Source organism: Sphingobacterium sp. UBA6645 (assembly GCF_002455685.1).
Taxonomy (GTDB): domain Bacteria; phylum Bacteroidota; class Bacteroidia; order Sphingobacteriales; family Sphingobacteriaceae; genus Sphingobacterium; species Sphingobacterium hotanense.
In genome coordinates, this window is the sequence record NZ_DKLH01000077.1 from 1 (window position 1) to 21,785 (window position 21,785).

Below are 21,785 nucleotides of genomic sequence, written 5' to 3' on the forward strand. Positions count from 1 at the left end.
GCTTGTGTTGCAGCCTCACCCAACACTTGCGGCCTTGTATGTAGTGTCTGTGTGTCGGACCGAGGTTTTGCCTCAGACTTCCTTCAGATTCCACCTCGCGGTGGACACCCTTGTCCTAAGCTAACACTTCCCACTGTAAAGGCGTGTTCGGGACTTACACCCTAGAGTTATTGCACATGCTGGGCACACAAAACAAAGAGCCCGCAAAAGGGCTCTTTGTATTTTATCCGGTAATTTGGAACTGCACAATAGGAAATGCTGCAATTCTCCAACCGAGTGATTATTGCTTGATGTTCTTCAGCTTTGAAATCGAGAATATCTTGATTGCATTGCCCTCTTTTGTTAGTAGACGTTCGTCTTTAAAATCAGCCAGCATTCTAGATATTGTTTCGTTTGCCGTTCCTGCTAATGCAGCAAGATCGTCACGTGATATTTTGATAGTAACCTCGTCCATATCGGCTTCTGATTTCTCTGCCACATTGACTAAGGCATTCGCTACACGCTTCCTTACGGAGTCGTATGCAAAGCCAAGCATCTGTTCTTCCTTATCGCGAATATTTTGAGATAACAATTTGATCAACTTCGTTGCGATTGCGGGCTTCTTGTACATCAATTCGAAGAAGGCGTCCTTATGAATCAAAGCAATTTCAGCATCTTCCAAAGTCGCTGTATTATCTCCGTATTTGATATTTAACAGGACAGATTCCAAGCCGAAGAATTGGTCTTCGATATAAATATTGGTCGACAGCTCTCGACCATCTTTGTAATTTAGGAAACTGCGTACTTTTCCTTTTTTGATGTAATAGACGTATACTGGAGTATCACCTGCTTCGTAAATCGTTTGTTTTTTCTTGATCGACTTTACGCGTCCGTTACTAGCTAAATCCTGCAACAGATAAGCTTGTTCTGATTCATCCAGACGAAGGCTATCCATGCTCGGGCTTGCTTTCGCTTGTAACTGCTGGCGTTTTTTGAATCGACTTTCAATGGCGTTTAATAGTTCCAAATCGTCGAACGGCTTGGTCAGGTAATCGTCTGCTCCCATCTCCATGGCTTTTCGGACGTCAGCTTTTTCAGTTTTCGCCGTTAGGAAAATGAATGGAATATGCTGTGTTTCCTCATGCTTTCCTAACATGTACAACACGCCATAACCATCCAGTTCAGGCATCATAATATCGCATAGAATTAAGTCAGGATGATGTTTCATTGCCATCTCTACTCCTGTCTTTCCTTCCTCCGCGACAATGACAGTATATTCGCCTGTTAATTCTAAAATCTCTGCTGTGCTCTCTCGGATATCACTATTATCTTCGATGATTAAGATTTTTCTTTTTTCCATTATAGTTGGGTAAAACTCATTTTAAAAATAGCACCTTGGTTTACTTCGGACCAATAATCCATCTCTCCTCCCATCAATCCTACGTAACGCTTCACAATGTTTAGCCCCAAGCCGGTACCTGGTATATTTCCTGTATTATTTGCTCTAAAGAACGGTTCGGTTAGATTTGCTTGCTCTTCGGCAGGGATTCCAATGCCATTATCTTTCACGGTTACCAAAAGATTATCTTTATCGATTTCTGTGCTGAATTCGATGAAGGTATCCTCTCCAGAGTATTTGATAGCGTTGGAGACCAGATTGATGATACTATTTTTCAATAGATTGGGATCCACATAGAAGTTGGAAGCTTCGCCGGTGTGTTGATACACAATGTGCTGGTTCTTCTTACAAATCAGCTGCATCTCCTCGGCTATCTCTTCGCCTAGCTGAACGATATTAGTTTCCGCCTTATTCACTACTACCACACCTGCTTCCAGTTTTTCCAAGGAAAGGAAATCATTCAGGATGGTATTCAACAATTGAACAGATCCTTTTATGCGTGCAGTATGCTTTTCAATTGGCCCATATTCGGACTTCTCGACATAGCGGTCGATTAAAGATGCAGACAGTTGCACGGAGCTCAATGGTGTTCTGAATTCGTGCGACGCCATCGAGACGAAGCGTGATTTCAGTTGGTTGAGTTCCTTCTCTTTTTCCAAAGAGACGCTGACGTCGGCTTTGGCTTTTTCGAGTTCCGAAACAAGTTTTATCAGGTCTTTCGTTCTTTCTCTAACTTTTGTTTCGAGTTCTAGAGCATGCTTCTTTAGTTCGTCTTCTGCTTGTTTCTCTTTCGTTAGATCATGAACAAAGCCGGTGAAGATTTTTCCGTCTTTATAGAACACTTCACTTACCGACAGTCGGAAAGGGAAAGTGGAGCCGTCTTTTTTGAGACCGCGTACTTCACGTCCGATTCCGATGATTTTTTTATGACCGGTTTCCTCATAGGTGGAGATATACCGATCATGATTCGAGCGATCAGGCTCGGGCATTAGCATGGAAATATTATTCCCAATCACTTCTTCGGCTTGGTAGCCGAATAGCACTAATGCGGAAGGGTTTATACTCTCCACAATGCCATGCGGATCGATAGTAATGATGCCATCGATCGCATTTTCAATAATTGCTTCGAGTAGTTTTGATGAATCCAAGGGTACTGTACTATTTTACTAATTTTTTATATTTCACTCTTTTTGGAGCGACATCGCCTAAGCGTTTTTTACGATTTTCTTCATATTCCGTATAGTTACCTTCGAAGAAGTAAACTTGCGAGTCACCTTCGAACGCTAGAATATGTGTACAAATTCTATTTAAGAACCAACGGTCGTGGGAAATAACAACAGCGCATCCGCCGAAGTTGTCTAATCCCTCTTCCAATGCACGTAAGGTATTCACGTCAATATCGTTGGTTGGCTCATCCAGCAATAATACGTTTGAACCTTTCTTCAATGTTATTGCCAAATGTACACGATTTCTCTCACCTCCCGATAATACGGATATTTTCTTTTGCTGATCACCACCGTTGAAGTTGAATTTCGACACATAGGCTCTAGAGTTGACTTGTTTATTCCCTAACAGGATATTTTCATTACTCCCTGTAATATTCTCCCAAACAGTTTTATTCGGATCCAGGTCATCATGCATTTGGTCTACATAGCCTAATACTACAGTTTCACCAACTTTAAACGTTCCTGAATCAGGCTGCTCTTGGCCGGTAATTAGTCGGAATAGAGTTGTTTTACCAACACCGTTAGGTCCGATAATTCCGACGATTCCTGCCGGTGGTAAAGAGAAACTTAGGTTTTCGAACAAGATGCGATCTCCATAAGATTTAGAGACATTGTCGGCCTCGATTACCACATTCCCCAATCTTGGCCCCGGTGGAATGAATAACTCCAATTTCTCTTCGCGTTCTTTCGTTTCCTCTGAGGCTAACTTTTCATAATTATGCAAACGCGCTTTTGATTTGGCATGGCGTGCTTTAGGAGCCATTTTAACCCATTCTAACTCGCGTTCTAAGGTTTTCTGACGTTTTGTTTCTTGTTTTTCTTCTTGTGCTAAGCGCTTCGCCTTTTGATCCAACCACGACGAATAATTACCTTTCCAAGGAATACCTTCTCCGCGATCAAGCTCTAAAATCCATCCCGCTACATTGTCAAGGAAATAACGGTCGTGGGTTACAGCGATTACCGTTCCTTTGTATTGTTGCAAGTGTTGCTCCAACCAATCAATAGACTCGGCGTCCAAGTGGTTGGTCGGTTCGTCTAACAATAAAACATCTGGTTCTTGCAATAATAATCGACACAATGCCACCCTTCTTCGCTCTCCACCTGACAAATTGGCAATGAGCGCATCTGGCTCTGGACAGCGTAATGCATCCATTGCACGTTCTAGCTTTGCATCTAACTCCCAAGCGTTGGTTGCATCAATAATATCCTGCAATTCACCCTGTCTCGCTAATAGTTTATCCATAGCATCAGCATCCTCGTACACCTCAGGTAATCCGAATTTCTCGTTGATTTCTTCGTATTCCTGAAGGATTGCAGTTGTTTCTGCTACGCCTTCTTCTACCACCTGCTTTACGGTCTTAGTTAGGTCCAGTTCGGGTTCTTGCGCAAGATATCCTACGGAATATCCCGGTGAGAACACGACTTCACCTTGATACGATTTATCAATTCCTGCTATAATCTTCAATAAGGATGATTTTCCGGAACCATTTAAACCTATAACACCGATTTTAGCTCCATAGAAAAAAGACAGATAGATATTTTTTAGAACTTGTTTGGATGGTGGGTGTATTTTATTCACACCAGCCATCGAAAAAATGATTTTTTCGTCAGACATAAGAGAAATGTAACTTTTTACACAAAGATAATGGAAATACTGACAAATTGGTAGTTTTACGGGTATGGTCTAATTGTTGATAAATAATATCTATAACAAAAGGCGGTACCATGTATTTTTATTACATTTATAATGTTTGGTACATCCACTAATTGAGAAAGGTAATTTAAATGGAAGCAAAATTTTCACCCCGCGTAAAAGATGTCATTTCCTACAGTCGTGAGGAAGCATTACGCTTGCGTCACGATTATATCGGGACTGAGCACCTTTTACTCGGATTAATACGTGAGGGCGATGGGGTTGCGATCAAGATATTGAAGAATATCGGAATAGACATGGCGGCAGTTCGTCAGTCTGTGGAGGATGCTGTGAAAGGTTCTTCCGTTTCGCGTTCTCCAGTGAACAACAACATGCCCCTAACAAAACAAGCCGAAAAGGTTTTAAAGATAACTTATTTAGAAGCTAAGATTTTTAAGAGTGATATTATTGGCACCGAGCATCTGTTACTAGCGATTTTGCGCGACGAAGAAAACATCGCCTCGCAGATTTTGCAGCAGTACAAAGTATCGTATAATACTTTCAAATCTGAGGTTGAGCAAAATGCTTCTGGCATTACGGATGAAGCATCGAGTACCCCTCCTAGTGGCGATGATGATTATGCGGAAGATGATTCGCAATTCTCTGCTCCGAAGAAGGTTTCTGATATCAAATCTAAAACTCCGGTATTGGACAACTTCGGACGCGACTTAACAAAAGCTGCCGAAGAAGGTAAGCTAGATCCTATTGTAGGACGTGAGAAAGAGATTGAGCGCGTGTCGCAAATCTTATCACGTAGAAAGAAGAACAACCCTATTCTAATTGGAGAACCGGGAGTTGGTAAATCTGCTATTGCAGAAGGACTAGCATTACGCATCATACAACGTAAGGTTTCACGTGTATTGTTCAATAAGCGTGTTGTTACTTTAGACTTAGCGTCATTAGTAGCAGGCACGAAATACCGTGGGCAATTCGAGGAGCGTATGAAGGCGGTAATGAACGAATTGGAGAAATCTCCGGATGTTATCTTATTCATTGATGAGATCCACACCATTGTTGGTGCAGGTGGTGCTTCAGGTTCGTTAGATGCGTCTAATATGTTCAAACCAGCTTTAGCACGTGGAGAAATCCAATGTATCGGTGCAACGACATTAGACGAATACCGTCAGTATATTGAGAAAGACGGTGCTTTAGATCGTCGATTCCAAAAAGTAACGGTAGAACCGACTACCTATGATGATACGATTGAGATCTTGAACCGCATCAAGGACAAGTATGAGGAGCACCACAATGTAACTTATACTCCGGAAGCGATTGAGGCTTGTGTGTCATTGACAACGCGTTATATCACCGATAGATTTCTACCGGATAAAGCGATTGATGCTTTAGATGAATCGGGTTCTCGAGTTCACTTGAACAATATCCATGTGCCGCAAAGCATCATTGATATTGAAGAGAAAATCGAAGAAGTAAAGGTTGAGAAAAACAAAGTTGTTCGCAGTCAGAAATACGAAGAGGCAGCGAAATTACGTGATACCGAGAAGAAGCTGATCGAAGAGCTTGAAAAAGAAAAGGCTGTTTGGGAAGCTGAGACGAAGACTACACGTTATACTGTTACGGAAGATAATGTTGCGGAAGTTGTGTCGATGATGACAGGTATCCCTGTTCAACGCGTTAGCCAATCGGATAGCCAAAAGCTATTGAATATGGGCGAATCGATGAAAGGTCGTATCATTGGTCAGGACGATGCTGTTCAGAAGCTTGTAAAAGCTATTCAGCGGACGCGTGCCGGCTTGAAAGATCCTAAGAAACCGATAGGTTCATTTATCTTCTTAGGTCCGACTGGTGTTGGTAAAACGGAATTAGCGAAAGAGCTCGCCCGCTTTATGTTTGATTCTGAAGATGCATTGATTCAAATTGACATGAGTGAATACATGGAGAAATTTGCGGTATCTAGATTAGTAGGTGCTCCTCCAGGATATGTGGGATACGAAGAAGGTGGTCAGTTGACAGAGAAAGTTCGCCGTAAGCCTTATGCAGTTGTCTTATTAGATGAGATTGAAAAAGCTCACCCTGATGTGTTCAACTTATTATTACAGGTATTAGATGAAGGACAGTTGACCGACAGTCTTGGCCGTAAGGTTGACTTCAGAAACACGATCATCATCATGACCTCGAATATTGGTGCACGCCAGTTGAAAGAGTTCGGACAAGGTGTTGGATTCACGACTGCCGCGAAAGCAGATCAGGCAGACTCACACTCTCGTGGAGTAATTGAAACTGCGTTGAAGCGTGCTTTTGCTCCTGAGTTCTTGAACCGTGTTGATGATGTGATTGTATTCAACTCGTTGAACAAAGAGCATATCTTTAAGATTATTGATATTGAACTTAAATCTTTATTCACTAGAATTGAAGGTTTGGGTCACAAAATCACTCTTACAGAAAAAGCGAAGAATTACATCGCTGAGAAAGGGTATGACAGTAATTTTGGAGCTCGTCCGTTGAAGCGTGCGATTCAAAAATACTTAGAAGATCCGATTGCAGAGGAAATTCTGAAAGGCGAGTTAAAGTCTGGTGAAGCCATCTTAGTGGACTTCGATGAGGCTAAGAGCGAGATCAAGGTTGCTGCGGCAAGTAAAGATGAGAGCGATGATTCTAACCTCGCATCTGACGTAAAAGACAACAAAAAAAAGGATTAATTCTGTGAAAATTTAATATATGAAAAGGCGGTTGCTAAGCAACCGCTTTTTTTATGGCAATATTTTTGTTTAGTTCTGTTAAACTATTGAGTCTTTCAATTGTCTTAATCTACAAGAAACATATTTTTAACAACATAATCTTACCAAACATGAAAAAACTGTTATTAGCATTTGCAATTGGAACCGCTTCACTAGTAAGTTTCACTGGATGTACAAAAGAATATATCACTAACAACTATTTACCAGGGGTAAGTTATGTTATCGATGTGGCCTCAGCGGATTGGAATCGTGACGGTACGGAATACGCTACAAGCATTAATATGCCAGAATTGGATGATCGATATTTCCAAGATGGTCACGTGGATGTTTCTATCTCTTTAGATAGTGCACCAGAATATTACGAAAACATCCCTGCAGAGATTGGAAACTATTCTTACTCGGCACGTTATGGAAAAGGTGTTGTTCACATCTATGCCGTATATAAAGGCGCTATGGCAAACATTAAAGCTCCTGAAGGGATGCTAATTAAGATTGTTCTTAGCGATGCAGAAATTGGTGATTAATCAGCAATTCAGAAATAAAAAAAGGAGCTAAAAGCTCCTTTTTTTATTTCAACATCTCTTCGGCATGCTTGATAGCCGTTGCTTCAGGATTCGCTCCACTCAGCATTTGTGCTATTTCCAAGACACGTTCTTCTTTCTTCAATAGTACAATATTGGACTTCGTCTTTTCACCCAGATCTTCCTTATACACTTTAAAATGCGCAGTTCCTTGTGACGCAATTTGCGGAAGGTGCGTAATACTGATCACTTGCATATGTTCAGCAAGCTGCTCCATGATCTCCCCTACTCGTAAAGCAACTTCGCCGGAGATACCCGTATCAATCTCATCAAAGATAATAGTCGGTAGTGATGAAGACTTTGCAACGAGCGATTTGATAGCAAGCATAACACGCGAAAGCTCTCCTCCAGATGCTACTTTATGAATAGGCTGTAAAGTTTGTCCCTTATTAGCCGAGAATAAAAAGGCTACTTCATCCTGTCCAGTGGATTTAAAGTCTTCCTTTTTCTTTAATTCTATCTGTAACTGCGCATTCGGCATGCCGACTTTCGAAAGCACATCTTGCACTTCTTGTTCGATGGTTTGTTTTACCTGCGTTCTATTCGCGGTGATCTGATCAGCTAATGCTTTTAAGTTACTTCTTAATTTTTCTATAGTTACTTTCAAGACTTCAATCTGCTCCTCCTGCGAGTCTGACGCTTGAAGCTTCTGTTCCAGTTCTTCTTGAAGCTGCAACAGATCCTGAATCTTGTCGACGCGATGTTTCTTCTGCAATGAATAAAGAACAGAAAGTCGGTCATTGACAATGTTCAATCGCTCTTCATCCATCGTTACCCCGTCTGCTACCTGCTCCAATTCGGCTGCGATATCTTTCAATTCAATCAATGAACTTTGCAAACGCTCCTGTAATGCTTCTGCTGAAGGGAGATATTTTGTTCCATTCTGCACAAAGGAAAGCACTGACTTTAAGCCGTCTAAAACATTTACCTCTTCAGATTGCATCAAATTTGCTGCTCCATGGAAATGCCGTTTTATTTCTTCCGCATTTTCCAATTGATTTTGCTCCGTTTCTAAAGTTTCTTGTTCGTCAGCTTGAAGATTTGCTTGCTCCAACTCGTTGAATACAAATTGATTAAAATCATACTCCGCTCTCGATTTTGCTAATTCTTCCTCAAGTGCCTGCAAGCTTGCTATGGACTTCTTATAAGACAGATAGGTCGTTTTGTACTCATTTAACAATGCTTGTTGCTGCGCAACAGTATCCAATACCAAAAGTTGGAAAGACTCGGTATTAATCTGCAAAGTCGCATGTTGTGAGTGAATATCAATCAGGCGTTCGCCCAATGTTTTTAAGGTTTGTAAAGTTACAGGCGTATCATTGACAAAAGCTCTGGACTTTCCATCGGCATGCAGTTCACGACGGATAATCGTTGTATCCTCATAGTCTAGATCCAATTGATTGAACAGATCGCTTAAGTCGTACTGGGCAATTTCAAAATGACCTTCGATAATACATTTGGAAGACTCATCAAAGAAATGCTTGCTCTCGGCGCGATTTCCAAGTATCAACCCCAAAGCCCCCATAATGATGGATTTACCAGCCCCGGTCTCGCCCGTAATAATGTTCAGTTTCCTGTCGAATTCTATATCTAATGCATCAATTAATGCATAGTTTTTAATCTGTAATTTACTTAGCATGCCCGATCAATGTTCAGATATCAAATATAGTTATTTCTAAATCCTCCTCGAAATATTGGTTTTTGTATTCTGAAATCTGCCAATTATATAATATGTTTGTATACATGCCGGATTTCAGCAAACAATTAAGCAAGTATATTCCCCTATCTGCCGCGCCTATCATCTCCCAATGGATAAATGATACAGGCTGTAGATTTAAGGTGACTAAATCCAGAGCATCAAAACTTGGGGATTACCGCTCTCCCCATCGCAACGAACCTCATCAGATTACGGTAAACCATGATTTAAATCCATATTCTTTTCTGATTACCACTGTTCATGAATTTGCTCATCTGAAAACATGGCAACAATTTAAGAACAAGGTAAAACCGCATGGTACGGAATGGAAACAAAACTTCAAGGCTTTGATGGATCCTTTTTTAAGGCTCGACATTTTTCCTGTCGATGTTACACATGCCTTGGTAAAATACATGAATAACCCGGCCGCTTCGTCCTGCACAGACTTAAATCTTTTCCGCGTTCTACGACTGCATGACACGAAGCAAACGGAAATCATCACCATTGAATCTATAGAATTCGACGGTTATTTTTCCATTAAATCGGGCAGAGTATTTCAGAAACAAGAAAAACTAAGAAAGCGATATAAATGTATGGAAGTAGCTACCAAGCGCATCTACTTATTCCACCCGATAGCAGAGGTATTCCCTATCGAGACTCCCGTACAGGCATAAGCTTTATTAGCAATCGTAAAACCAAGAACAATATCATTCATTATGAAAACAAAACTATTCATTGGAACGGCCTTTTTACTTGGACTGGCATCCTGTAAATCTGGAGATACCGGATCATCCTACGATCCGACGGTCTTAGATTCGGGTGCTATCAACGCGATCACCGAAGCCGGATATCGTGCCTATGTAGAGAAGCTAGCTTCCGACGAGTTTATGGGGCGTATGCCTTTCACGAAGGGCGACACGCTCGCTGTAAACTATCTGGAAGAGCAATTCAAAGCATTAGGTTTAGAACCTGGAAATGGAAATTCTTATTTTCAAGAAGTACCTATGGTGGAGATCAAATCAGAACCTATAGCGCCTAAACTAATTTTCACAGGAAAAAACTCCAATCTTTCCATTAACTATCTGGACGATTATGTTGTCGGCACACCGCGCATGTCCAACAATATAGACATCAAAGACACAGAGCTTGTTTTTGCCGGCTTTGGCATTGTAGCTCCAGAATATAAATGGAATGATTATGAAGGGCTTGATGTCAAAGGAAAAACAGTAGTCGTGATGGTCTCTGACCCGGGACGCTATGATAAAACATTATTCAAAGCCGATACCATGACCTATTATGGTCGTTGGACTTACAAATTTGAGGAGGCTTCCAGACAAGGAGCAGCTGGTGTATTGATTATTCATGAAACGGCAGCTGCATCATACGGGTGGAATGTTGTGCGTAGCGGCTGGACCGGCCCGCAACTATCTTTAGTACCGGAGAATAAAGGCGCTAATCTAGTGAACTTCCAAGGCTGGGTAACGACTGAAACTGCGAACAAGTTATTTCAATTGGGTGGTTTAGATCCAAATATTATCGAACAAGCGAAGAAGCCCGGATTTAAAGCTGTCCCGATGAATGTGAAGACTTCTGTGGCATTGAAAACAACCTTTCGGGAGTCTAAATCTAACAACGTCATCGCGACAATCAAAGGTAGCAAACGCCCAGACGAGACGATTATCTACTCTGCACATTGGGATCACCTCGGTATAGGAGAAGCAGTCGATGGCGACTCGATCTTCAATGGAGCCATCGATAACGCAACGGGAGTTGCTGCTCTCTTTGAGATTGCAAAGGCTTTCAAGGCTGCGAAGGTAAAACCGGAGCGCAGCATTGTTTTCTTGGCGGTTACTGCGGAAGAACAAGGTCTGTTAGGTTCTCAATATTATGCGGAACATCCTATCTATCCTTTAGCAAAAACTGTTGCTAACCTGAATATGGACTCCTTCAACCCCGTGGGTGCCATGAAGGGCTTCCGGGTTGTAGGTACAGGGCAGACAGAATTAGAAGATTATGCCATTAAATCTGGTGCTAAGTTCAATCGCGAACTACAGCCTGAGGGAAGTCCGACATCGGGTGGCTTCTACCGATCAGACCACTTCAACTTTGTCAAAGTAGGTGTTCCTGGTTTGTATATGGGCAGTGGAGGCGATTATTTAGACCAAGACACTGTTGCGTTGAACAAGCGTCAGCAAGCATTAGCCGGGCGTTATCACGCGGTCACTGATGAATTGGATGAGCACTGGAACTTTGAAGGACCACTAGCCGATACCCGGCTGTTCTTTGACGTCGGCTATATGCTCAGTATGGAGAAATCATTTCCAAACTTTAAGGCTAAATCTGAGTTTAAAGAATTAGGCGATAAACGTCTTTCAAAATAGTATATTTGCAAATCATTAATTATCACTATGCTTACAGGAATGAAACATTTACACTCAACACTAGCTGTGGTGCTATTGATAGCACTGATCATTGCGATCGTTATTACACTTGTAAACTACGCTGGAAACAAAGCTTACAACCGTAAAATCGCTTTAATCGGTCTTATCTCAGCCCACCTACAACTGGTTATCGGTGCAGTATTGTATTTTACTTCCCCGCTTGGCCTACAGAGTTTCTCAGGAGAGAACATGAAAAACAGCCTTTCTAGACTTTACTTTCTAGAACACCCTTTGATGATGATTATCGCAATTGTATTGATTACAATGGGATATTCAAAAGCTAAGAAAATCGTTGATCAAAAGAAAGCGAACCAAACGGTTCTGATTTTCTATATCATCGGTTTGGTGTTTATCCTATCTAGAATTCCATGGTCTACATGGACTATTTTGAACTAGATATTAGATATCAGATTTTAGACACTGAAAGCCGGCATTATTGCCGGCTTTTTTAGATTTAAGACATTAGATATTAGACTCTTGTCTATCCCGCTAGTATATTTATTGAATTATTAGCGCATCCAATTAAGGTGAAACTCACTTACAATCCATTTATTGTTTATTTTACTGAGTTGAAATAACCACCCCATTCCACAATCAATGCAATGCTGATCTAAGCGGACTACCGCTCTGTCTTTATTTTTGTTTAAGATGGGTAAACTAAATTCGTATCGTCCTTGATATTGCTTTGGATTCCTGTCCCCAGATAATTTTGGCATAATGGGGTACTTTTGCTTCAACCATGGCGGCATGCGGGTCGTGGAGGCTAAAGCGCTTTGCACAACAATACCGATCGAATCCTGTTCTTCGGCGCCCATCAATCTGATTATTTTTCTAAGTGGCAGGATATTTCCGATTATTAAACCGTTGTTTTCATCTATAGCTTCCGCTAAATGATAAGCCTCGAGCGAGTCGACAATGTATGCATGTGAAACTCCCTCTCTGATGAACTCAAATTCAATGGAATCTGGTTCAATGATGGCATCGATAATTTTAGCGTGCTCAAACTCCAAATCAAATTGCGTTAATTCGCCCATCCAAACAGCGGTTGCTTTGTGCCTAATTCCCGTTTCTTCTTTGCAGCTTATAAACGAAAGAAGAACACTCGCGATTAATAGTAGATTCTTCATAATTCAAAGTGTTATATACTTCTATGATGCAGAAGACCTATTATTCCATAGCGAATGGATGAAAAATAAATTAAGGAAGCGGCATATCCATCGGCTTTACATTTTGAATGAACATAAAAAAAGCGTCTAGATTAATCATCTAGACACTTTTAATATTTTAAAGTTCTGAAAAACTATTTTTTACTGAATCCTAAGATACCAAATACTACTTTAAAAGCTAAGAAAGAAGCAACAAGTACTAAAATGTTAGCAATCCAAGAGAATACTGATGCTAATTGATCTAAAGAAGTGATCACATCAGGTACAAAACGAATAAATACGCCAATTAAACCAATAACGATGGCAATAGTTAAAGAAACATAATATTCTGTACGGTTTGCATTATTATCCGTATGTTTTGCTGGTCTTTCTACAGTTGTATTTTCCATAATTGTTAAATCCTTATTAAAGCTGCACAAATGTACAAAGTTCTATGTGCTAAATAAAATAATAATTACAATAAATTAACGTGACAGTGCTTGTTCTAGATCAGCGATCAAATCTTCGGCATCCTCTACCCCAACAGATAAGCGTAATAAGTTGTCAACAACGCCTACTTTCTCGCGCGCTTCTTTCGGAATTGAGCCATGAGTCATCGTTGCTGGATGATTAATCAATGACTCCACTCCACCTAGCGACTCCGCCAAGGTGAACACCTTAAATTGAGAGGCAATACGGAAGGTTTCGTTCAGGTCAGCACCTTTCAACACGATAGATACCATCCCTCCAAAATCACGCATCTGCTTTTTCGCAACCTCATGCCCTGGATGATCAGTAAATCCCGGCCAATAAATCTTTTCTACTTTCGGATGATCCTTCAGATACTCGGCTACTTTACGGCCATTTTCACAATGCGCTTTCATACGCAAATGAAGCGTTTTAATTCCTCGCAACACCAGGAACGCATCTTGTGGCCCTGGGGTCCCGCCACATGCATTATAATAAAACCATAAACGTTTATATAAATCTTCATCGTTCATCAACAATGCCCCCATCACGACGTCAGAGTGCCCGCCTAAATATTTCGTTACGGAATGCATAACGATATCCGCACCTAAGTTTAATGGATTTTGCAAGTATGGAGAGGCGAACGTATTATCGACAACGTAAAGCACCTTATTTTCTTTTGCTACCTCTGCAGTCGCTGCGATATCTGCTAGCTTTAGCGTTGGATTAGTCGGCGTTTCTACCCAGATCAATTTCGTTTTATCGGTAATTGCTCCGCGCACGGCCTCCACATCCGAAGTATCCACAAACGTAAATTTAATGCCCATCGGTTCATAAACCTTGGTAAAGATTCGGTATGAACCACCATAAAGATCATCACCCGTTACTACCTCATCCCCAGGTTTCAACAATCGAAGAACACAGTCTGTCGCTGCCATTCCACTAGAAAAAGCTAAACCGAAATTTCCATTTTCCAAAGCTGCCATGCAGTCCTCTAAAGCTTTACGCGTAGGGTTAGTTCCACGTGAGTATTCAAAGCCTTTATGATCGCCGGGAGCTTTTTGTTGATAGGTTGATGTTTGGTATATAGGGGTCATTACGGCACCCGTCGTCGGATCAGCTTGTTGTCCGGCATGGATTGCCTTTGTTGCGAATTTGTAAGCCATAATAAATTTGTTTTGTACTCGCTAAGTTATCAAAAATCTAGCGGAGAGGGGTATTTAAAAGTGTAATTGAGCAAAAGTGGAAGTTCTTCTCCTAGGACAACCTTCTGAAAACTATCCTTGGGTTCAAACCCTGCCGGATACGATAAGATATATTTCTCAGCAGATTTCATGATCACGTCCTTTTTCAAAGGGTGTTCCGGACAGACCAGATTATAGATGCCGTTTTGGATTTTTTGCTCTATTGCCCCATCGATTAGACCTAAAACATCGTCCAAATGAATGAAGTTGGCAGGTTGGTCACCTGTTGTAACGATTTTATTCTGAAAGTACTTAGCAAAAATCCGCTGCTTTCCGAATAGACCTCCAAGTCTAAACACAGTTGTTTCCGGCAGGCTTTGCAAGCGTTTTTCGGCGAACCTTAGTTTCGGAGTTAACTTGTCTTCTTCATTATACCTTTCATCAAAAGTTCCGTCGATATCCGGATAGACGCCTACCGAGCTTAAGAAATAGTGTTTGTCGTAGGCTATTGCGCTAAGAGTTCGAAAGACCTGGTAGAAACGAAATCCCAAATCTTCCAGACTATTCTTCGCTGTTGCGGGGACTGAAGTGACCACCGCATCAAAGCGTACTTCCAGCGGAAGATCCAGTTCCTTCTCTTGGTCGAAGTTGTGGACATAAGCAAAAATACCATCGCTTTTGAGGCGATGGTATTTTTCTTCCTGGGTCGTTGTTGCCCAAACTTGCCACCCCTTGCTTTGGTATAGCTTGGCAAGCTCCTCGCCTACCCAGCCACAACCTAATATCAATAGGTGCTTCATATTTTAGTATGCTTTCGCAAACAACACGCGTTGTTTTGAAGGCTTGCCTGTAAAAATACAAACCCCTTCTTCTTCCTTCGCATCCAAAGGAATACAACGGATTGTTGCTTTCGTTTCTTCTTTTACGCGTTTTTCGGTCTCCACTGTACCGTCCCAGTGACAGCTCAAGAATCCACCTTTTTCTTCTAATAAAGTCTTGAATTCATCATAGGAATTAACTTCGGTGATGTGTGAATCTCTGAAGTTTAACGCTTTCTGATAAATATTGTCTTGGATCTCATCTAATAGACTATGAATTCTATTTGCAAGCCCCGCTTGTTCTACTGTTTCTTTTGTCTGCGTATCGCGTCTCGCCAATTCCACCGTACCGTTTTGCATATCACGTGCGCCAATCGCAACACGCAATGGAACACCTTTCAGTTCCCATTCTGCAAATTTAAAGCCCGGACGTTGTGTATCGCGGTCGTCATATTTGATCGATATACCTAAGTTCTTCAACTCTGTGCTCAAGCCATCGACGTAAGCATCCAAATTAGCTTTTTCCTCGTCTGTTTTATAGATAGGAACGATTACCACTTGTATTGGCGCCAATCTTGGAGGCAATACTAAACCTTGGTCATCGGAATGCGCCATAATCAATGCTCCCATCAAACGAGTAGATACACCCCATGATGTTGCCCATACGTGCTCCAACTTTCCTTCTTTCGATGTAAACTTCACATCAAATGCTTTCGCGAAGTTCTGACCTAAGAAGTGCGATGTACCAGCTTGCAATGCTTTACCATCTTGCATCAAAGCCTCGATACAATAAGTATCCAACGCTCCTGCGAAGCGCTCGTTTTCGGTCTTACGACCTCGTACTACCGGTACAGCTAGAATTTTCTCCGCAAATTCTGCATATACTTCTAGCATTTGTTCCGCTTCTGCGATTGCTTCTTCAGAGGTTGCGTGCGCCGTGTGGCCTTCTTGCCAAAGAAACTCCGCAGTTCTCAAGAAAAGACGCGTACGCATTTCCCAGCGAACAACGTTAGCCCATTGGTTAACTAATATAGGAAGGTCACGGTATGATTCGATCCATCCACGATAGGTATTCCAGATGATGGTTTCAGATGTAGGACGAACGATTAGCTCTTCCTCCAACTTCGCCTCTTCATCCACAACGATATTGCCATTGCCATCGTTCTTTAAACGGTAGTGCGTTACTACAGCACATTCAGTGGCAAAACCTTCCACGTGAGAAGCCTCTTTCGAGAAGAATGATTTAGGAATAAAAAGGGGGAAATAAGCATTCGAGTGACCGGTTTCTTTAAATCTTTTGTCAAGAATGGCTTGCATTCTTTCCCAAATTCCATAACCGTATGGTTTTATAACCATACATCCCCTTACAGCAGAGTATTCTGCTAGATCTGCCTTAATGACTAGATCATTGTACCACTGCGAATAGTCTTCGCTACGGCTCGTAATTCCTTTACTCATTCTATAATACTATTTTATCTAAACAAAAGGGCGTTTGCAAGCCCTAGAGAAGGGTTGATATACCTTTACGAAAAATTATTTGTAAATTTGATTGGCAGATTAAACCCCAGGCGTTATGCCGGGTCTAAGATAATAATTAAAGACGTAAAATCGAATTTTAACTGTTTTAGCATCATGAAAAACAAGAAGATATTTTTAGGAGGAGCAGCACTAGGATTACTAGCGTTGATAAGCTCTTGTTCTACAAGTAGCCGCACCGTATACCGGGACGATGTCTACAATAATCGTGATGCGGGACAAGTATACCAAAGCCCAGACTATTATTATACTGATGGGACAGCAGAAGGTACTACAACAGATGCAGAATACTATGCAGATGACTATACTGATGAAGCTTATGCAGAAGGTGGCTACGAGCCATTGAATGATTTGGAATATGCAAACCGCATTAACAGATTCTACTATAACTCGCCAGGAATGATGTACTACGACCCATGGTTTGATCCATGGTACGGGTACAGCGGATTCGGCTTCGGCTGGAACTCCGGATGGGGATGGAATATAGGCTTCGGCTGGGGAAGTCCTTACTGGAGCATGGGCTGGGGTAGTCCATACTACGGCTACGGATATGGCGGATGGCCATACTACGGTGGTTACTGGGGTTATAACAGCTACTACAGCCACTGGGGCAACCCATACTATGGCTATGGCTACGGAGGTGGATATTACAACCACTATTACGATAGCAACCGTCGCGTAGCATCGAACCGTAATGATGTTGCAGCACGTCAGCGCGCCAACTCAGGACGTTCATATGTGACTAGAGATGCAAGCGGTCGTTATGTAACCGGCCGTGCAGCAAGTACGCGCAACACCGTAAATAGAGCGGGCAGCGACCGTAACTCAGGACGCGTGGATCGTGGATCTACTGTCGATAGAACATCATCGGGCAGAACGAATACATCAAGATCGCAAGGAACGATCGACAGAACTTCATCAGATCGTAACAGAGGTACTATCTATAGAAACCCGAGTACAAGATCGCAAGGAACTGTAGAGAGAAACCCGGCGACACGTTCTCAAGGTACGATCAATAGAACACCTAGCAGCAGAACTCCGAGCAGCAGAAACCAAGGTTCTGTTCGCCAGACACCATCTCGTTCAAGCGGAAGCTTCGACAGAGGATCATCATCTAGCCGTCCATCATCTAACAGCGGTGGATTCAGCAGAGGATCATCAGGTGGTAGCAGCATGGGAACTAGCGGTGGTGGCGGAAGTCGCTCAAGCGGTGGATCATCAAGAGCATCCGGTGGATCAAGACGTTAATTAATATAATTATATTTTTTATAGCCAATATAGAACCTTTTATATTGGCTATATCTTTTAGAAAGATTCTGAAATCGTATGAAGAAAACCTTACTAACGCTTAGCCTGCTAGCTCTAAGTGCAGGAATTTCCAATGTATTTGCCCAAACAACCTTAGACTATGTCTATGATGTATCAAAAGACGTAAGTTCAGGATCAGCCCGCTTTAAATCGATGGGTGGAGTAAACACCGCTTTAGGAGGAGATATCAGCTCTATTAGTGGTAACCCTGCCGGACTTGGATTTTACGGTCAATCCGATATCTCGGTTTCGGTCAATTACTTGAACAATAATAATAAAGCTAATTACTTCGGCACAACCACCAATCACAATCAAGGCAAGTTTGGATTAGAAAATGTCGGTATTGTCTTGCACATGCCTACAGCAAATGGCGGCTATGGTTGGCAGAATTTCAATATGGGGATTAGTTATGACCGCTCGAATAACTTCGCAAATCAGATCGTTTATTCCGGGGTTAACGACGCCAATACCATCGTCCAATATTTAACTGATCAGATGTATGAGTTCGATGACTTCTCTTCTGATTTTTCTAGATCGAATCTAGTGGAACGCTTTAGTGATCCTTCAGAGGGTTATTTCCCGATCGCTTTAGAAACCGATCCAAAGTCCCAACAAGTCGACGTACTTACCAAAGGTTACAAGGCTAAAACCACTTTGTCTTTCGGTGGAAATTACAACAATAAATTCTATCTGGGCGGTAGCTTAGGATTAGTGTCGTTCAAATACGATCGTAATTACAGTGTATTCGAGAGTGGATGGACAAAAAATGCAGATCAAATCAGACCGAATGCTAGTGCAAACTCCGGCTTCTTAGATCCTTCAAACCCCAAACATCAGTATACCGAGATCAACTACGAGGTGACAGATTATGAAGATAATAGACTTCGCGGAACCGGTGTCAATGTGGCCTTAGGGATGATCTTCAAACCAACTTGGGACTGGAATATTGGCGTGCATATCGTCTCTCCTACCTGGACCACAGTCAACGAAGAAAGAGTGCTAGAGACGGTTGCAGATTATTATAAGGATAAAAATGCAACCACGACTTTCCTGCCTACTTACAACTCAACTCCATCGACAGCTTCCTACGATTACGGGGTAATCTCTCCATTGAGAGCCTCAGTAGGATTAACTAAGTTCTTCGGACGCGGTTTGGTTTCCGCTGACTTGGAATTCGCAGACTATAGCAGCATTACGTATCGAGAGACTTCTACAGAGGTAATGGATTTCACAGAAGAGAATGAGATCAACGCGAGTATCAAGGACGTGTACAAAAGTGCAGTGAACTTCCGTGTCGGTGGCGAACTACTATTTACCGACCGTTTAAGCGGTCGTGCAGGATTTAGCTACTACAGCAGCCCTATTAAAGGAATAGATAGCGGCGACCACATGACAAGCCTTGGATTGGGCTATATCATCAATCAAAACCTGTATGTTGATTTAGCAGCAATACAATATAAAAAAGAAACATATAATAGTTCCCCTTACTCTTTAGCGGGTTTATGGAACAGCCCTGCCCCTACAGCAGAAGTGAAAAGCTCCAGAACGAATGTCGTTCTAACGTTAGGAGCAAAGTTCTAAGCGCAAGAATTAAAATATTTATTAGAGAGAGTCTGTTCTAAAAGCAAGAACAGGCTTTTTTTATTCGTATCAAACCCCAATCAAAGCCCTTTCCGAGCGGCTTTGATTGGGGTTTGTATTGGGTTTGAATTGGGTTTACAAGGGTTTTATCTAGTAGTTGGTATTTCTATTAGATGTAAGACATTAGATATAAGACATTAGACTCTTTGAACCTTCCTTTCCTGATTCAGACGAGAAAATTAATTTCACACCTTATCCTGCCAATCCTTTCATCCTTCCTTTCCTGGTTCAAGACAAACTCTAACCTCTAATATCTAATGTCTTACATCTAATAAAAATACTAACTACTAAATACTATGAATTATAACTATAATTCATTACATTTAATCATTAGTTATTTACTTATCACTAATTAACCAATGTTATGAAAAAAGTATTTATTAATGCTATCGGGGCAATTGTATTGTTCGGAGCGACTTGGTATCTATATGACAGGAAGTACCCTACTGATGCTTTCTATTTGAAGGCATTGTACTGTCTATTTATCACATTTATTATTGGAATTTTTATTCTGTATTTCGTGACTAAATTGAAGAAACGACAACGGAAGGAATCTTAGTAGAAAAAAAATGGGTTGAATATTATTTTCAACCCATCCTTGTTTTTATGCTTTGCGCTCAGAGAGCTTACGGACAAATAGATTATAGTTTTCATGCTTTTCGACATAGATCTGTTCGCCGGCGTCGATAAATCCGTCTAATGCGACTGCGTCATACCAGACATTATCAATTTCTATTTTTCCTCCGGGGCGGAGTACCGTCTTTGCAATACCTTCTTTGTTTATCAGATTAATCTTTTGAACTGAGGAAGTGTACCCCACATCAGCGCGCTGTTCATCCTCCAGCACCAGTTTTTTGAAACCGGAAGATTGAAGGATATTTTTTCCAAAAATTACCGCTAGAATGATCGCTCCGACCATCGCGCCAATTACAATTATAAATGAGTTCATTAAGAGCCCTGGTTGAGCAAGTTTAAAATCAAAGTAATCATTAGCAACCATTGAGAATGCTAATCCACATAGTATCAGAATTATTCCTGATATACCGGCCACTCCAAAGCCTGGTATGACAAATATTTCCAAGGCTATCAGTATGACACCGAGGACAAATATCGCAATCTCCCAATGATCTGCAAGGCCTTGCAAATATAAGGGCGCGAAAAATAATGTGGCACAGACTAAAGCAACCACCAATGCAAAGCCAATTCCTGGAGATTGCATTTCAAAATAAATACCGCCAATAATCCCTATGATCAGAATACCACTTACTAAAGGATTGATGAGAAACCCTATAATCATATCGACCAAAGTGGTCTGATGAGCTTTTACATCGGGACTGCTGAATTGAAGGTCGGAGAATATATCCGCTTGACTCTTCACTTCTTTCTTTGCCAGACCTATCTTCACAGCTTCCTGCGTGGTTAAAGTAAGCAACTTACCATCTTCCTTCAACGTAGGAATAGAGATACTTGGGTCGACAAATGCTTCGGCCACCTTAGGATCGCGGCCTTTCGCTTCAGCGGTCGCACGCATTAAGCCACGCATATAAGACTGATATTTCTCCGGAAGGAGCTCACCGCTTTGATTCACTACCGACGCTGCTCCGAAACTAGAACCATCTTGCATATAGATATAATCGGCTGCCAAGGATATCAATGCGCCTGCGGAGGCAGCATTGTTGTTTACATAAGCAATAGTCTTCATTGGTGCTGCATTCAAGAGTGCTGTACGCATGGAATCGGCAAAGTTCAGCGCTCCACCGTAGGTATTTAGCTCCAATAAGAAATAAGTTGATTCATTCGCTTTCGCTTCCTTGAGCGCATTTTTCAACGTTCGCCAAGCATTAGGACCTATATCGTCCTTTATTTGAACAGAATATACCGATTGTGCATTGCTATTCATGGTGGTCAGCAAACAAATGACGATAATACCTAAAATGTATTTTGTAAATTTGTTCATAGAAAATGATTTTATCA

Annotated in this window: 18 protein-coding genes; 8 read left to right on the top strand and 10 right to left on the bottom strand. The window is 41.6% G+C overall.

Translation table 11 applies throughout. The annotated features are described in order from the left end of the window. Positions 1-280: 280 nt before the first annotated feature. Genes B2400_RS13825 through ettA form a run of 3 tightly spaced genes read right to left on the bottom strand, consistent with a single transcriptional unit; the run spans position 281 to position 4,219 of the window. Entirely contained in the window at positions 281-1,339 is a 1,059-nt protein-coding gene (locus B2400_RS13825) for a response regulator (protein WP_293934321.1), read from the bottom strand. Continuing rightward, positions 1,339-2,526, bottom strand: a complete 1,188-nt coding sequence (locus B2400_RS13830; protein ID WP_293934323.1) for a PAS domain-containing sensor histidine kinase — start codon at positions 2,524-2,526, stop codon at positions 1,339-1,341. Before B2400_RS13830 ends, B2400_RS13825 begins: the two co-directional genes overlap by 1 nt. A 10-nt stretch (positions 2,527-2,536) precedes the next feature. Further along, positions 2,537-4,219 carry an energy-dependent translational throttle protein EttA gene (gene ettA, locus B2400_RS13835; protein WP_293934325.1) on the bottom strand — a complete coding sequence of 561 codons (1,683 nt, stop codon included), beginning with the start codon at positions 4,217-4,219 and terminating at the stop codon, positions 2,537-2,539. Between the two features lie 170 nt (positions 4,220-4,389). Here ettA and B2400_RS13840 point away from each other — a divergent pair, with 170 nt between their 5' ends. Both B2400_RS13840 and B2400_RS13845 read left to right on the top strand, forming a co-directional pair. Beyond that, on the top strand, positions 4,390-6,954 hold the full coding sequence (locus tag B2400_RS13840) for an ATP-dependent Clp protease ATP-binding subunit (protein ID WP_149525234.1): 2,565 nt from the start codon (positions 4,390-4,392) through the stop codon (positions 6,952-6,954). A 149-nt stretch (positions 6,955-7,103) separates the two neighbouring features. Further along, positions 7,104-7,517 (top strand): hypothetical protein, encoded by a 414-nt coding sequence (locus tag B2400_RS13845; RefSeq protein ID WP_149525233.1) that lies wholly within the window; start codon positions 7,104-7,106, stop codon positions 7,515-7,517. Between the two features lie 43 nt (positions 7,518-7,560). Here B2400_RS13845 and recN read toward each other — a convergent pair whose 3' ends face one another. Continuing rightward, positions 7,561-9,213: a DNA repair protein RecN gene (recN, locus tag B2400_RS13850; RefSeq protein WP_149525232.1), complete on the bottom strand. Its 1,653-nt coding sequence runs from the start codon at positions 9,211-9,213 to the stop codon at positions 7,561-7,563. A gap of 92 nt (positions 9,214-9,305) precedes the next feature. Here recN and B2400_RS13855 point away from each other — a divergent pair, with 92 nt between their 5' ends. From B2400_RS13855 to B2400_RS13865, 3 genes are read left to right on the top strand one after another with little or no spacing between them, the layout of a single operon-like run. After that, the gene (locus tag B2400_RS13855; RefSeq protein ID WP_293934329.1) at positions 9,306-9,944 is read left to right on the top strand and encodes a SprT-like domain-containing protein; all 639 of its coding nucleotides are present in this window, start codon (positions 9,306-9,308) and stop codon (positions 9,942-9,944) included. Between the two features lie 42 nt (positions 9,945-9,986). After that, positions 9,987-11,651: a M28 family metallopeptidase gene (locus B2400_RS13860; RefSeq protein WP_286651640.1), complete on the top strand. Its 1,665-nt coding sequence runs from the start codon at positions 9,987-9,989 to the stop codon at positions 11,649-11,651. Positions 11,652-11,690: 39 nt separating this feature from the next. Next, positions 11,691-12,107 (top strand): hypothetical protein, encoded by a 417-nt coding sequence (locus tag B2400_RS13865; RefSeq protein WP_293934333.1) that lies wholly within the window; start codon positions 11,691-11,693, stop codon positions 12,105-12,107. Positions 12,108-12,220: 113 nt separating this feature from the next. Here the strand turns inward: B2400_RS13865 and B2400_RS13870 are convergent, their stop codons facing one another. The 5 genes from B2400_RS13870 to proS form a co-directional block, all read right to left on the bottom strand. Next, positions 12,221-12,838, bottom strand: coding sequence for a hypothetical protein (locus tag B2400_RS13870; protein ID WP_293934335.1), 618 nt, complete (start codon positions 12,836-12,838; stop codon positions 12,221-12,223). 173 nt (positions 12,839-13,011) lie between these two features. Beyond that, the gene (locus B2400_RS13875; RefSeq protein ID WP_149525228.1) at positions 13,012-13,266 is read right to left on the bottom strand and encodes a hypothetical protein; all 255 of its coding nucleotides are present in this window, start codon (positions 13,264-13,266) and stop codon (positions 13,012-13,014) included. A 75-nt stretch (positions 13,267-13,341) separates the two neighbouring features. Continuing rightward, positions 13,342-14,490 (bottom strand): cystathionine gamma-synthase, encoded by a 1,149-nt coding sequence (locus tag B2400_RS13880; protein WP_293934337.1) that lies wholly within the window; start codon positions 14,488-14,490, stop codon positions 13,342-13,344. Positions 14,491-14,519: 29 nt separating this feature from the next. Continuing rightward, positions 14,520-15,308 carry a GDP-L-fucose synthase gene (locus B2400_RS13885; RefSeq protein WP_293934340.1) on the bottom strand — a complete coding sequence of 263 codons (789 nt, stop codon included), beginning with the start codon at positions 15,306-15,308 and terminating at the stop codon, positions 14,520-14,522. Between the two features lie 3 nt (positions 15,309-15,311). After that, positions 15,312-16,784, bottom strand: coding sequence for a proline--tRNA ligase (gene proS / locus B2400_RS13890; protein ID WP_149525225.1), 1,473 nt, complete (start codon positions 16,782-16,784; stop codon positions 15,312-15,314). 174 nt (positions 16,785-16,958) lie between these two features. Here proS and B2400_RS13895 point away from each other — a divergent pair, with 174 nt between their 5' ends. The 3 genes from B2400_RS13895 to B2400_RS13905 all read left to right on the top strand — a co-directional run bounded on the left by B2400_RS13895 (position 16,959) and on the right by B2400_RS13905 (position 20,370). Further along, on the top strand, positions 16,959-18,110 hold the full coding sequence (locus tag B2400_RS13895; RefSeq protein ID WP_149525224.1) for a hypothetical protein: 1,152 nt from the start codon (positions 16,959-16,961) through the stop codon (positions 18,108-18,110). A gap of 78 nt (positions 18,111-18,188) precedes the next feature. Beyond that, positions 18,189-19,751: an OmpP1/FadL family transporter gene (locus tag B2400_RS13900; RefSeq protein WP_293934345.1), complete on the top strand. Its 1,563-nt coding sequence runs from the start codon at positions 18,189-18,191 to the stop codon at positions 19,749-19,751. 424 nt (positions 19,752-20,175) lie between these two features. Then, complete coding sequence (locus B2400_RS13905; protein ID WP_149525222.1) at positions 20,176-20,370, top strand: hypothetical protein; 195 nt, start codon at positions 20,176-20,178, stop codon at positions 20,368-20,370. 45 nt (positions 20,371-20,415) lie between these two features. On the opposite strand, the gene B2400_RS13910 is transcribed toward B2400_RS13905, so the two are convergent. Beyond that, a complete protein-coding gene (locus B2400_RS13910) occupies positions 20,416-21,768 on the bottom strand; it encodes an NfeD family protein (RefSeq protein ID WP_149525221.1) in 1,353 nt (450 codons plus the stop codon). Between the last annotated feature and the right edge of the window lie 17 nt (positions 21,769-21,785).

What these genes read in the sequence shown, in the direction of transcription:
- B2400_RS13825 (WP_293934321.1), bottom strand. Translation starts at nt 1,339, where the DNA reads ATGGAAAAAAGAAAAATCTTAATCATCGAAGATAATAGTGATATCCGA.
- B2400_RS13855 (WP_293934329.1), top strand. Translation starts at nt 9,306, where the DNA reads ATGTTTGTATACATGCCGGATTTCAGCAAACAATTAAGCAAGTATATT.
- B2400_RS13885 (WP_293934340.1), bottom strand. Translation starts at nt 15,308, where the DNA reads ATGAAGCACCTATTGATATTAGGTTGTGGCTGGGTAGGCGAGGAGCTT.
- B2400_RS13845 (WP_149525233.1), top strand. Translation starts at nt 7,104, where the DNA reads ATGAAAAAACTGTTATTAGCATTTGCAATTGGAACCGCTTCACTAGTA.
- B2400_RS13875 (WP_149525228.1), bottom strand. Translation starts at nt 13,266, where the DNA reads ATGGAAAATACAACTGTAGAAAGACCAGCAAAACATACGGATAATAAT.
- B2400_RS13860 (WP_286651640.1), top strand. Translation starts at nt 9,987, where the DNA reads ATGAAAACAAAACTATTCATTGGAACGGCCTTTTTACTTGGACTGGCA.
- B2400_RS13895 (WP_149525224.1), top strand. Translation starts at nt 16,959, where the DNA reads ATGAAAAACAAGAAGATATTTTTAGGAGGAGCAGCACTAGGATTACTA.
- ettA (WP_293934325.1), bottom strand. Translation starts at nt 4,219, where the DNA reads ATGTCTGACGAAAAAATCATTTTTTCGATGGCTGGTGTGAATAAAATA.
- B2400_RS13865 (WP_293934333.1), top strand. Translation starts at nt 11,691, where the DNA reads ATGAAACATTTACACTCAACACTAGCTGTGGTGCTATTGATAGCACTG.
- B2400_RS13870 (WP_293934335.1), bottom strand. Translation starts at nt 12,838, where the DNA reads ATGAAGAATCTACTATTAATCGCGAGTGTTCTTCTTTCGTTTATAAGC.
- B2400_RS13910 (WP_149525221.1), bottom strand. Translation starts at nt 21,768, where the DNA reads ATGAACAAATTTACAAAATACATTTTAGGTATTATCGTCATTTGTTTG.
- B2400_RS13905 (WP_149525222.1), top strand. Translation starts at nt 20,176, where the DNA reads ATGAAAAAAGTATTTATTAATGCTATCGGGGCAATTGTATTGTTCGGA.
- recN (WP_149525232.1), bottom strand. Translation starts at nt 9,213, where the DNA reads ATGCTAAGTAAATTACAGATTAAAAACTATGCATTAATTGATGCATTA.
- B2400_RS13880 (WP_293934337.1), bottom strand. Translation starts at nt 14,490, where the DNA reads ATGGCTTACAAATTCGCAACAAAGGCAATCCATGCCGGACAACAAGCT.
- proS (WP_149525225.1), bottom strand. Translation starts at nt 16,784, where the DNA reads ATGAGTAAAGGAATTACGAGCCGTAGCGAAGACTATTCGCAGTGGTAC.
- B2400_RS13900 (WP_293934345.1), top strand. Translation starts at nt 18,189, where the DNA reads ATGAAGAAAACCTTACTAACGCTTAGCCTGCTAGCTCTAAGTGCAGGA.
- B2400_RS13840 (WP_149525234.1), top strand. Translation starts at nt 4,390, where the DNA reads ATGGAAGCAAAATTTTCACCCCGCGTAAAAGATGTCATTTCCTACAGT.